Consider the following 11,802-nt stretch of genomic DNA (forward strand, 5'->3'; position numbering starts at 1 on the left):
CGAGCATCCCGGCCCGCGCCGGGCCCTCGGCGCCAGGGCCGCCGACGCGGGGCTGCGCCGCGCCAGACTCCACCCGCCCGAGCTGCCCGGCGCCCACGGCCGGGTGGCCGTCGTGCCCGACGCCGACGCGGGAGGCTGGTCGGAGCGGCTGGAGCGGCAGACCCGCACCTGCGCCCGCAGCATCCGCCAGCACCTCGCGCTGGAACTGGCCAACATCCACCTGCGCGCGGTCCAGGAGATCGTCTTCGGGGTGGGCTGCGCGGCCCTGCCGCAACTGCTCGACCGGGAGATGGAGGCGCTGTCCCTGCTCGCCACCGCCCAGTGCGACCAGGCCGTGCGCGCGGTCATCGACGACGCCGCCGCGCGGGTCCTCGGCGCGCCGCTGGCCGAGGGGGTCCGGCAGCGGATCGCCGCGGCCGTGCGGTGGGGTCTGGCCGACCAGCCGCAGGGCCGGGACCTGGAACGGGTGCTCCTGGTCACCAGCACCGCCGGGGTGGGCGACCTGGTCGGCACCGGCGCGATCGACGCACTGGCCGGCCATCCCGGTGCGGACCGCTTCGAGGTGCTGCCGCCGGTCGCGGTGGCGCTCTCCGGCGGGTGCTGGCAGCACTGGCGCACCCCGGGCAACAACGATCCGATGGCGGCCCGGTCCTGGGCCCAGCGCGCCCTGCGCGAGGTGGAGTTGGAGCTGGCCCGCGAGGTGTCCCGGCGCTTCGAGGCGGTCCGTCTCTCCCTTGGCGCGGTGCTCTCCGATGCCCTCGATCACGGCATCCTGCTCGCCTGAGCGCGGCGTCGTCACGTCGCCGCCCCGCCCGGTCCGCGCCGCCCGGGAGGGTGATCCGGGCCGCCCCGGCGTTCCGGTTCATCGGTTCGCCGAATCCGGTGGCACGATGGGGGGCATGGCGGCTCCACAGGTTGCACCGGTCGAGACGCCGGACACCGACGAGGTGCCGGTCTCGGACCGGCCTTGGGTGACGATCGTCTGGGACGACCCGGTCAACCTCATGACGTACGTGACCTGGGTCTTCCAGAAGCTGTTCGGGTACAGCCGGGAGAAGGCCGAGAAGTTGATGCTGGACGTGCACCACAAGGGCCGGGCCGTGGTGTCCAGCGGCGCCCGGGAGCGGATGGAGCACGACGCGTCGCAGCTGCACGCTTACGGGCTGTGGGCGACGGTGGACCGCTCGTGAGCATGTTCCGCCGCCAGGGCGGCCGCTACGTCGCGACCTTCGCCGTCGATGAGGTGCGGGTGCTGCGCAAGGTGGCCTCCGAGGTGGTCGGGCTGCTCACCGACGGGTTCGACCACTCCGACCCGGTGGTCGGGCGGCTCTTCCCCGACGCGTACCCGGACGACCCGGCGAACACGGCGGAGTTCCGCCGGTACACCGAGGGCGACCTCAAGACCGCCAAGATCGACCAGGCCGGCGCGATCCTGGCCGCGCTGCCGGACGAGGCGGGCGGCGAGGTGCGGCTGGACGCCGAGGCGGCCGAGGCGTGGCTGCGGGCGCTCAACGACGCCCGGCTGGCGATGGGCGTCCGGCTGGAGATCAAGGACGGCACCGACCTGGGCGAGGAACTCGACGACGCGGTCGCCGAGGACCCGACCTCCTCGCGGGTGTTCCAACTGTCGGTCTACGCCTACCTGGGATATCTCCAGGAATCCCTGCTCAACGCCCTGATCGACTGAGTGTGACGGTCACCGCATCGCAGTCCGCGGCCGGTGGGCGCTAGGCTGGGCGGCGTGCTGAGCATCGACCGGTCGATCGTCGAGGCGATCGTGGCGCACGCGCGCCGGGACCACCCGGACGAGGCGTGCGGCGTGGTTGCCGGTCCCGCCGGCAGCGACACCCCCACCCGGCACATCCCGATGGACAACGCCGCGCGCTCGATGACGTTCTACGAGTTCGACTCGATGGAGCAGCTGCGGGTGTGGCGGGAGATGGACGACCGCGACGAGGAACCGGTCGTCATCTACCACTCGCACACCGCGACGCAGGCGTACCCGTCCCGGACGGACATCTCCTTCGCCGGCGAGCCCGGAGCCCACTACCTGCTGGTATCCACCCGCGAGCCGGACAGCGAGGAGATCCGCTCCTTCCGGATCGTCGACGGCGTGGTGACCGAGGAGCCGGTGCGGATCGTGGACGCCGCGGTGGACCCGCACGCCGTCCAGTCCTACATGTTCGGGCAGAGCCCGGCGACGGTCGACTACGAGTGTTCCGGCCGCTGACCTTCAGCGCCGTTCACTTCCCGTCCGTCACCGAGGCACACCCGATCAAGGAGCACGCCACCATGGCCATCGAGGTTCGCATCCCCACCATCCTGCGCAGCTACACCGGCGGCGCGAAGGTCGTCGAGGGCGCCGGGGACACCCTGGGCGACCTGCTCACCGACCTGGACTCCCGGCACGCCGGCCTGCGGGGCCGGCTGGTCACCGACGCCGGCGCGCTGCACCGCTTCGTCAACGTCTACGTCAACGACGAGGACGTCCGCTTCCTCGGCGCGCTGGACACCAAGCTCACCGACGGCGACAGCGTGACCATCCTGCCGGCCGTCGCCGGTGGCGCGTTCGGCTTCGCGGCGGCAGCCGCGATCGCCTCGCACGCCGTCTCGCGGCGCGCGGCCGTCGCTCGCTGACCGGCGGCCGTCATGGCTCGCTACGACAGCCTGCTCGACGCCTGTGGCGGCACCCCCCTGGTGGGGTTGCCCCGGCTCTCGCCGACGGTGCCCGAGGGGGCACCGCCGGTGCGGCTCTGGGCCAAGCTGGAGGACCGGAACCCGACCGGCAGCATCAAGGACCGGGCGGCCCTGTTCATGGTCCGCGCGGCCGAGGAGTCCGGCCGGCTCCGGCCGGGTGACACCATCCTCGAACCGACCAGCGGCAACACCGGCATCTCGCTGGCCATGGTGGCCAAGCTCCGCGGCTACCGGCTGGTCTGCGTGATGCCGGAGAACGTCTCCACCGAGCGGGTCCAGCTGCTCCGGATGTACGGCGCGGAGATCATCTTCTCGCCGGCCGCCGGCGGCTCGAACCAGGCCGTCGCCACCGCCAAGCAGATCTCGGCGGAGCACCCCGACTGGGTGATGCTCTACCAGTACGGCAACGACGCCAACGCCCGGGCGCACTACGAGACGACCGGCCCGGAGCTGCTGCACGACCTGCCCACCATCACCCACTTCGTGGCGGGCCTGGGCACCACCGGCACCCTGATGGGCACCGGCCGCTACCTGCGGGAGAAGGTCGACGGCATCCAGGTCGTCGCGGCGGAGCCGCGCTACGGCGAGCTGGTCTACGGCCTGCGCAACATCGACGAGGGGTACGTTCCGGAGCTCTACGACGCCACCGTGCTGTCCCGGCGTTTCTCCGTGGGCACGCGGGACGCGGTGCTGCGGACCCGGCAGCTGGTGGAGGTCGAGGGGATCTTCGCCGGCTTCTCCACCGGCGCGATCCTGCACGCCGCCCTCGCGGTGGCCCACGAGGCGGTGCGGGACGGCCGCCGCGCCGACGTCGCCTTCGTGGTCTGTGACGGCGGCTGGAAGTACCTCTCCACCGGCGCCTACGGCGGCACGCTCGCCGACGCCGAGGACGCCCTGGAGGGTCAGCTCTGGGCCTGAGGCCCGACCCTGGGCCGGCCGGTCCACAGCGGCCGGCCCGGGGGTGTCACGTTGATGACAACTTCCAGTAGATGATTCTTGCCCCGCCGTCGCTGCGCGTAGGCTGCGCAGCGTGGCGTACGCGTCGGTAGAGATCATCGGCGAGGCTCGCACCGGCGTGTCGACTACGATGAGTAACGACAAGGCGACCGGATGAGACTGACCGTTCTCGGCTGCGCGGGCAGCTTTCCCGGCCCCGAGTCCCCCTGCTCCGCCTACCTCGTCGAGGCGGACGGCTTCCGGCTCCTGATCGACTTCGGCTCCGGGTCGCTCTCCACCCTCCAGCGCTACGCGGGGCTGCACGCCCCGGACGCCATCCTCCTGACCCACCTGCACTGCGACCACATCCTCGACGCCGCCTCGTACGTGGTGGTCCGCCGGTACGCCCCCGACGGGCCGTACCCGCCCCTGCCGGTGTACGCCCCGTCCGGCGCGCCGGACCGGCTGGCCGCGGTCTACGACCAGGAGGACAGCACGGTCGAGGACGTCTACCAGTTCTACGGCCTGCAACCCGGCACCTTCCCGATCGGCCCGTTCACGGTCACCGTCGACCGGATGAACCACCCGGTCGAGACGTACGGGGTGCGCCTGGAGCACGGCGGGCGGGTGCTCTGCTACTCCTCGGACACCGCGCCCTGCGACGCGCTGCTGCGGCTGGCCCAGGACGCCGACGTCTTCCTCTGCGAGGCGAGCTACCTCGACGGCATGGAGAACCCGCCGGACCTGCACCTGACCGGCCGGGAGGCCGGCGAGGCGGCGACCAAGGCGGGGGTCGGCCGGTTGCTGCTGACCCATCTCGTGGTGGCCTGGGGCAGCGAGTCGCACACCGTCGAGTCCGCCGCCGGCGCGTACGCCGGTCCGCTGGAAGTGGTCCGGGCCGGCGCCGCGTACGACGTCTGAGCGGGCACCTCCTGGATTGACCGACTGAGCCGGGTCCGCCCGGCGCACGTACGGCACGGCGGCCTCGATGGCCGACGCGGTCGTCCGGCTGCTGGACCGGCCGGAGGCGGCGCGGCGGGCGACCGCCCGGGCGCGGGCCGAGGAGTTCGGCTGGCCCGCCGCGGTCGCCGGTTTCCTGCGGGTGCACGGGGCGGAACCGGACGGCACGCCGCCGCGGCTGCCGGGCTGAGGACACCCCGGGGCGGTTCGATCACTCGACCGCATAAGGTGCAGGCATGGCGCGACCTGACGGGCGGCTGCCCGACCAACTCCGACCGGTGACCCTGACCCGCGGCTGGAGCACCCATCCGGAGGGCTCCGTGCTCGTCGAGTTCGGTGGCACGCGGGTGCTCTGCACCGCCAGCGTCACCGAGGGGGTGCCCCGCTGGCGCAAGGGCTCCGGGCTCGGCTGGGTGACCGCCGAGTACGCGATGCTGCCCCGGGCCACCAACACCCGCTCGGACCGGGAGAGCGTCAAGGGTCGGGTCGGTGGCCGTACCCACGAGATCTCCCGGCTGATCGGCCGGAGCCTGCGGGCGGCCATCGACCTCAAGGCGCTGGGCGAGAACTCGATCGTGCTCGACTGCGACGTGCTCCAGGCCGACGGCGGCACCCGGACGGCGGCGATCACCGGCGCGTACGTGGCGCTGCACGACGCGGTGACCTGGCTCGCCGGGCGCAAGGCGCTGGCCGGCAAGCCGGAGAAGGTGATGCACCGGTCGGTGGCGGCGGTCAGCGTCGGCATCATCGCCGGCGAGCCCCGGCTGGACCTCGACTACGCCGAGGACGTGGCCGCCGAGGTCGACATGAACGTGGTGTGCACCGGCGAGGGCGACTTCGTCGAGGTGCAGGGGACCGGCGAGGCCGGCATCTTCTCCCGTACCCAGCTCGACTCGCTGCTCGACCTGGGGCTGTTGGGCTGCGTGGAACTGGCCGACGCACAGCGGAAGGCACTCGCATCATGAACAAGGTCCTGCTCGCCACCCGTAACCGCAAGAAGCTGATCGAGCTGCAGCGGATCCTCGACGGCGCGCTCGGCGCGCACCGGATCGCCCTGATCGGGCTGGACGACATCGAGGAGTACCCGGAGCTGCCGGAGACCGGCCTGACCTTCGGCGAGAACGCGCTGATCAAGGCCCGGGAGGGCTGCCGCCGCACCGGCCTGCCCACCATCGCCGACGACTCCGGGCTCGCGGTCGACGCCCTCAACGGCATGCCGGGCGTGTTCAGCGCCCGCTGGGCCGGCCGGCACGGCGACGACCGGACCAACCTCCAGTTGGTGCTGGACCAGATCGCCGACCTGCCCGACGAGCACCGCGCCGCCTCGTTCGTCTGCACGGTCGCGCTGGCGCTGCCCGGCGGCAAGGAGCACCTGGTCGACGGCCGCCAGGCCGGCCGGCTGCTGCGCGCGCCGCGCGGCGACGGCGGATTCGGGTACGACCCGATCTTCCTCGGCGACGGTCAGGACCGCACCAACGCCGAGCTGACGCCGGAGGAGAAGGACGCGATCAGCCACCGCGGCAAGGCCCTGCGCGAACTCGCCAAGCTCGCCGCCAAGGTCCTCCCACCCACCCCCTGACCCCCTCCCGCGCGTCACCCCACGGGCGCGGGCACTTTCACGGAAAGAGTGGCTGTTCCGCGTCGAATAGCCACTCTTTCCGTGAAAGTGCGGGTCGGGGAGCGGGGTGGGGAGGGGGCAGGTGGGCGGGTCAGGCGAGGGGGCCGAGTTCGCGTTCGATGGCGGCGCGGAGGTCGGGGCCGGCCAGGACGGCGCGGGCGGCTTCCATGACCGGGGCGAGGAAGACGTCCGGGCCGGGCTCGCCGGCGACCGGGGCCAGCGCCTCGACGGCGGCCCGGCCGGCGGGCGACGGGGTGAGCGGCGCGCGCAGCTGGAGCCCGCGCACGGCGGCCAGCAGTTCCACCGCGAGCAGGCTGGTCAGGTTGTCCAGCACCGTGCGCAGTTTCTTGGCCGCCGCCCAGCCCATCGAGACGTGGTCCTCCTGCATCCCGCTGGTGGGCAGCGAATCCACCGAGGCGGGGGCGGCGAGCCGGCGGTTCTCCGCCACGATCCCGGCGGCCGTGTACTGGGCGATCATCAGGCCGGAGTTGACCCCGGCGTCGGGGGAGAGGAACGCCGGCAGCTCCCGGTTGCGGGCCACGTCGAGCAGCCGGTCGACCCGGCGCTCGGCGATCGCGCCCACCTCGGCGGCGGCGATGGCCAGGTAGTCGGCGGCGAAACCGAGCGGCGCGCCGTGGAAGTTGCCGGTGGACTCCACCCGGCCGTCGGGCAGCACCACCGGGTTGTCCACCACCGAGAGCAGCTCCCGCGCGGCCACCGTCGTGGCGAAGTCCAGGGTGTCCCGCGCGGCGCCGGCCACCTGCGGGGCGCAGCGCATCGAGTACGCGTCCTGCACCGCGTGCGCCAGGTCGTCGCGGTGCGAGTCCATCACCCGCGAGTCCTGGAGCAGCCGGTGGATGTTCGCCGCCGACGCGGCCTGGCCGGGGTGCGGCCGGATGGCGTGCAGCTCGGGCAGGAACGGCCGCTCGGAGCCGAGCATCGCCTCGATGGCCAGGGCGGCGGTCACGTCGGCCATGGTGAACAGGTGCCGGGCGTCGTGGATCGCCAGCAGCAGCATGCCCAGCATGCCGTCGGTGCCGTTGATCAGCGCCAGTCCCTCCTTGGCGGCCAGCGCGATCGGCTTCAGCCCGACCCGGTTCAGCGCGTCGGCGGCGTCCATCCGCTCGCCGGCCGGGCCGAGCACCCAGCCCTCACCGAGCAGCACCAGCGCGCAGTGCGCCAGCGGCGCCAGGTCGCCGGACGCGCCGAGCGAGCCGTGCTCCGGCACCCACGGGGTGATCTCGTGGTTGAGCAGGTCGACCAGGGCCTCGGCGACCAGCGGGCGGACCCCGGAGTGGCCCAGCGCCAGCGAGCGGACCCGTAGCAGCATCATCGCCCGGACCACCTCGCGGGGCATGGGCGCGCCGACCCCGGCGGCGTGCGAGCGGATCAGCGCGTGCTGCAGCTCGGCTCGCCGCTCGGGTGCGACGAAGGTGTTCGCCAGCGCGCCGAAGCCGGTCGAGACGCCGTAGACGGGTCGGCCGGCGGCCTCGATGCCGTCCACGATGGACCGGCTGGTGCTCATCGCCTCCACGGTGGCCGGGTCGAGGACGACCTTGGCGGTGCCGCGGGCGACCGCGAGCACGTCGGCGGGGGTGATCCCGGTGGGCAGGATGGTCACGGTCATTGCGGAACTCCGTTGTGCAGAACCTGGCGGATCAGTGGTACACCGGGCCGGTAGGCCAGGTGCAGGTGGGACGGGGCGTCGAGGATCACGAGGTCGGCCCGGGCGCCCGGGGCGAGCACCCCGACGTCGTCGCGGCGCAGCGCCCGCGCGCCCCCGGCGGTCGCGGCCCAGACGGCCTCCGCCGGGGTCATCCGCATCTCGCGTACGGCGAGCGCCACGCAGAACGGCATCGACGAGGTGTACGACGAGCCGGGGTTGCAGTCGGTGGCGAGCGCCACGGTCACGCCCGCGTCGAGCAGCCGGCGGGCGTCCGGATACGGCGAGCGGGTGGAGAACTCCGCCCCGGGCAGCAGGGTGGCGACGGTCGGCGAGCCGGCCAGCGCGTCGACGTCGGCGTTGCTCAGGTGGGTGCAGTGGTCGACGCTGGCCGCGCCCAGCTCCACCCCCAGCCGTACCCCCGGGCCGGGGCCGAGCTGGTTGGCGTGCACCCGTACGCCCAACCCGGCCGCCCGTCCGCAGGTGAGGATCGCCCGGGTGTGGTCGGCGTCGAAGGCGCCCCGCTCGCAGAAGACGTCCACCCAGCGCGCGTACGGGGCGGCGGCGGTGAGCATCGGCCCGCAGACCAGCCCGACGTAGTCGTCGGGGCGGTCGGCGTACTCGGCGGGGACGACGTGCGCGCCGAGGAAGGTGGTCTCCGCGCTGACCTCGGCGGCGATCCGCAGCGAGCGGGCCTCGTCGGCGACGGTGAGGCCGTACCCGCTCTTGATCTCCATGGTGGTGCTGCCCTGCCGCATGGCCTCCGCGCGCAGCCGGCGCACGGTGGCCCGCAGCTCCTCGTCGGAAGCGGCCCGGGTCGCGCCGACGGTGGTCCGGATGCCGCCGCCGGTGTACGGCTGCCCGGCCATCCGGGCCGCGAACTCGGCGGCCCGGTCCCCGGCGAAGACCAGGTGGGCGTGGCTGTCCACGAAGCCGGGCAGCACCGCCGCGCCGCCGGCGTCGATCCGTCGGTCGGCGGCCGGGGCGTCCCGGGACGGGCCGATCCAGGCCACCCGGCCCTCCTCGACCAGCAGCGCCACCCGGCGGCGGATGCCGAGCGGGCCGCCCTCGCCCGTGCCGGCGACGTTGGTGACCAGTTCGCCGATGTCGTCGAGCAGCAGGCTGCTCACGCCGTCCCTCCGCTCTGCGGCCCGGTGCCCCAGAACCGCCGGCCCGCGCGGCTACGCACCGGACACCGCCGTGATCGCGTCGCGCAGCTCGGCCGGCACGTCCACGGTCAGGTGCGCGCCGTCGCGCACCACCTGCCGTCCGTCGACGACCACCGAGCTGACGTCGGCGGCGGTCGCCGCGAAGAACGCCCCGACCGGCGGCACCCCGGCCGTGCGGGCGGTGTCGAGCCGTACCGTGACCAGGTCGGCGCGGTCACCGACGGCGAGCCGGCCGGCGTCGGCCCAGCCCAGCGCGGCGTGCCCGCCGGTGGTCGCGGCGGCCAGCAGGTCGACTGCGGTGAAGTGCCCCCGCCGGCGGGTGCGCAGCCGCTCGTCCAGCTCGACCGCGCGGGCCTCCTCGAAGAGGTCGACCACGGCGTGGCTGTCACTGCCCAGGCTGAGCGGGCTGCCGGCCTCGACCATCCGCCGGGCCGGCCCGAGCCCGTCGGCCAGGTCCCGCTCTGTGGTGGGGCAGAGGCAGACCCCGGTGCGACTCTCCCCGAGCAGCGCCACGTCCGCGCCGGTCGGGTGGGTGGCGTGCACGGCGGTGACGGCCGGCCCGAGCACCCCGTGGTCGGCGAGCAGCCGGGTGGGGGTGCGGCCGTGTACTGCCCGGCAGGCGTCGTTCTCGGCGGGCTGTTCCGACAGGTGCACGTGCAGCGGCGCGCCGCGCCGGTCCGCCCAGCCGGCGACGGTGGCGAGCTGTTCGGCCGGCACCGCGCGGACCGAGTGGATGGCCGCGCCGACCCGGGCGTGCCCGGCGTCAGGGGTGAACGCGCTGACCCGGTCCGCCCAGCGCAGCGCGTCGCCGTCGCCGAACCGCCGCTGCGGCCCGGCCAGCGGGGCGCCGTCCACGGTGGCGGTCAGGTAGCAGGTGTCCAGCAGGGTGATCCGGATGCCGGCCTGCGCGGCCGCCTCGACCAGCGCCGCCGACATCGCGTTCGGGTCGTCGTACGGGGTGCCGTTCGGGCCGTGGTGCAGGTAGTGGAACTCGCCGACGCAGGTCACCCCGGCCAGCGCCATCTCCGCGTACGCGGCCCGGGCCAGGGCCAGGTACGAGTCCGGGTCGAGCCGCTGCGCGACCGCGTACATCCCGTCCCGCCAGGTCCAGAAGTCGCCCCGCCCGGCGTGGGTGCGTCCGCGCAACGCCCGGTGGAAGGCGTGCGAGTGGGCGTTGGCCAGGCCGGGCAGCGTCAGCCCGGGCAGCCGGACGGCGTCACCGAGCACCTCCACCCCGGCGGCGGGCCGGCCGGCGGTCAACGGGGCGACCGCGGTGATCCGCCCGTCGACCGCCTCGATCAGCACGTCCGGGGTGGGCTCGGCGTGCTCGGGCAGCCAGGCGTACTCGGCGAGCCAGCGGGTGGCGGTCATGGTGTCGACTCCCTGTGGAGCTGAATCGTCTGCGACATCACCCGATCATGGCCGCGCCGAATCGTCTGCGACATCAGCTCCACAGCCCCCGCCGGGGCCGGTGCCGCCCGGCCCCGGCCCGTCGTCGGCCCGGCCGGCCGGGCCGGGCTCATCGGCATGCCAGCTCCTGGAGCACCCGGGCCAGGGCGGTGACCCCGGCGGCACAGTCCGCGTCGGCGGCGGACTCGGCGGGGGAGTGCGACACCCCCGTCGGGTTGCGAACGAAGAGCATCGCGGTGGGCAGGTGCGCGGCCAGCACCCCCGCGTCGTGGCCCGCCCCGGTGGGCAGCACCGGCGCGTCGAGCAGCGCGGCCAGCCGGTCGGCCAGCCCGCCGTCGAAGGCGACCAGCGGGGTGGCCGACTCCTCCGTGCAGGTCAGCTCCGTGCCGTCCCGCTTCGCCCGCTCGGCCGCCTTGGCGTGCACCGCCCCGACCAGCCCGCGCAGCGTCTCCGGTTCGGCCGCCCGGGCGTCCAGCCAGCCGGTCACCCGCGACGGGATCGCGTTGGTGGCGTTCGGCTCCACCGACACCCGGCCCACGGTGGCGTGCGCGTCGCGCAGCCGGGCCTCCTTGTTCGCTGCCAGCACCGTGAACGCGTAGGTCAGCATCGGGTCGCGGCGGTCGGCCATCCGGGTCGTACCCGCGTGGTTGCCCTCGCCGTGGAAGTCGAAGCGCCAGCGGCCGTGCGGCCAGATCGCGCTCGCGACCGCGACCGCCGCGTCGGCCTCGACCAGCGCGCGGCCCTGCTCGACGTGCAGCTCCACGAAGGCGGCGAAGCGGCCGAGCAGCGCCGGGTCGGCGCCCGCGGGCCGGTCACCGAGCGCCTCGGCGAAGCTCACCCCGGCCGCGTCGCGCAGGCCGGCCGCGCGCTCCACCGCGATCTCCCCGGTGACCAGCCGCGACCCCAGGCAGGGTACGCCGAACCGCGCCCCCTCCTCCTCCACGAACGCCGCCACCACGATCGGCCGGTCGGGCGTGACGCCCGCGCCGCGCAACTCGTCGACGGCGAGGAACGCGCTGACGATGCCGAGCGGCCCGTCGTACGCCCCGCCGTGCGGCACCGAGTCGAAGTGGCTGCCGGTGAGCACCGCGCCGCCGGCCAGCGAGTCACCCCACCAGGCGAAGAGGTTGCCGTTGCCGTCGGCGGTGACCGGCATGCCCCGGTGCGCGGCCTGCTCGCGGAACCACTCCCGCAGCCGCAGCTCCGGCTCGGTCAGCGCGTAGCGCAGGTAGCCGCCGCTGCCGGCGTCCCGCCCGACCGGCGCGATCTCGTCCCACAGCGCCCGGAACCGGCCGGCGAGATCCGTCACGGCATCCCTGTTGTTCGCGACTGCGGGGCTCCGCTGCGCT

Annotated in this window: 13 protein-coding genes and 1 pseudogene; 10 read left to right on the forward strand and 4 right to left on the reverse strand. The window is 74.4% G+C overall.

Features of this window, described 5'->3' with window-relative positions; translation table 11 throughout:
- From KBX37_RS06225 to rdgB, 10 genes and pseudogenes are all read left to right on the forward strand, one after another.
- A pseudogene (locus KBX37_RS06225) lies at positions 1 to 784 on the forward strand (hypothetical protein); the annotation flags it as partial.
- A 115-nt stretch (positions 785 to 899) separates the two neighbouring features.
- Positions 900 to 1,190 (forward strand): ATP-dependent Clp protease adapter ClpS, encoded by a 291-nt coding sequence (gene clpS, locus KBX37_RS06230; RefSeq protein WP_088963684.1) that lies wholly within the window; start codon positions 900 to 902, stop codon positions 1,188 to 1,190.
- A gap of 2 nt (positions 1,191 to 1,192) precedes the next feature.
- On the forward strand, positions 1,193 to 1,687 hold the full coding sequence (locus KBX37_RS06235; RefSeq protein ID WP_179806249.1) for a DUF2017 domain-containing protein: 495 nt from the start codon (positions 1,193 to 1,195) through the stop codon (positions 1,685 to 1,687).
- Between the two features lie 54 nt (positions 1,688 to 1,741).
- Positions 1,742 to 2,230, forward strand: a complete 489-nt coding sequence (locus KBX37_RS06240; protein WP_210774967.1) for a Mov34/MPN/PAD-1 family protein — start codon at positions 1,742 to 1,744, stop codon at positions 2,228 to 2,230.
- Between the two features lie 62 nt (positions 2,231 to 2,292).
- A complete protein-coding gene (locus KBX37_RS06245; RefSeq protein WP_210775036.1) occupies positions 2,293 to 2,637 on the forward strand; it encodes a MoaD/ThiS family protein in 345 nt (114 codons plus the stop codon).
- A 12-nt stretch (positions 2,638 to 2,649) separates the two neighbouring features.
- Positions 2,650 to 3,615 carry a PLP-dependent cysteine synthase family protein gene (locus KBX37_RS06250; protein ID WP_210774968.1) on the forward strand — a complete coding sequence of 322 codons (966 nt, stop codon included), beginning with the start codon at positions 2,650 to 2,652 and terminating at the stop codon, positions 3,613 to 3,615.
- Between the two features lie 192 nt (positions 3,616 to 3,807).
- Positions 3,808 to 4,554, forward strand: coding sequence for an MBL fold metallo-hydrolase (locus KBX37_RS06255; protein WP_179803392.1), 747 nt, complete (start codon positions 3,808 to 3,810; stop codon positions 4,552 to 4,554).
- Between the two features lie 67 nt (positions 4,555 to 4,621).
- On the forward strand, positions 4,622 to 4,783 hold the full coding sequence (locus KBX37_RS06260) for a hypothetical protein (protein ID WP_307848976.1): 162 nt from the start codon (positions 4,622 to 4,624) through the stop codon (positions 4,781 to 4,783).
- A 46-nt stretch (positions 4,784 to 4,829) separates the two neighbouring features.
- Positions 4,830 to 5,558, forward strand: coding sequence for a ribonuclease PH (rph, locus tag KBX37_RS06265; protein WP_210774969.1), 729 nt, complete (start codon positions 4,830 to 4,832; stop codon positions 5,556 to 5,558).
- Positions 5,555 to 6,172, forward strand: a complete 618-nt coding sequence (gene rdgB / locus KBX37_RS06270) for an RdgB/HAM1 family non-canonical purine NTP pyrophosphatase (RefSeq protein WP_210774970.1) — start codon at positions 5,555 to 5,557, stop codon at positions 6,170 to 6,172. The genes rph and rdgB overlap by 4 nt, the downstream gene beginning before the upstream one ends.
- Positions 6,173 to 6,302: 130 nt before the next feature.
- On the opposite strand, the gene hutH is transcribed toward rdgB, so the two are convergent.
- From hutH to KBX37_RS06290, 4 genes are all read right to left on the reverse strand, one after another.
- Positions 6,303 to 7,838 carry a histidine ammonia-lyase gene (gene hutH, locus KBX37_RS06275; protein ID WP_210774971.1) on the reverse strand — a complete coding sequence of 512 codons (1,536 nt, stop codon included), beginning with the start codon at positions 7,836 to 7,838 and terminating at the stop codon, positions 6,303 to 6,305.
- A complete protein-coding gene (gene hutI / locus KBX37_RS06280; protein ID WP_210774972.1) occupies positions 7,835 to 9,004 on the reverse strand; it encodes an imidazolonepropionase in 1,170 nt (389 codons plus the stop codon). The genes hutH and hutI overlap by 4 nt, the downstream gene beginning before the upstream one ends.
- Positions 9,005 to 9,055: 51 nt before the next feature.
- Complete coding sequence (locus KBX37_RS06285) at positions 9,056 to 10,414, reverse strand: formimidoylglutamate deiminase (protein WP_210774973.1); 1,359 nt, start codon at positions 10,412 to 10,414, stop codon at positions 9,056 to 9,058.
- A gap of 148 nt (positions 10,415 to 10,562) precedes the next feature.
- Complete coding sequence (locus KBX37_RS06290; RefSeq protein ID WP_210774974.1) at positions 10,563 to 11,762, reverse strand: allantoate amidohydrolase; 1,200 nt, start codon at positions 11,760 to 11,762, stop codon at positions 10,563 to 10,565.
- Between the last annotated feature and the right edge of the window lie 40 nt (positions 11,763 to 11,802).

The sequence above is a fragment of the Micromonospora sp. U56 genome, from assembly GCF_018070095.1.
GTDB classification, from domain to species: domain Bacteria; phylum Actinomycetota; class Actinomycetes; order Mycobacteriales; family Micromonosporaceae; genus Micromonospora; species Micromonospora purpureochromogenes.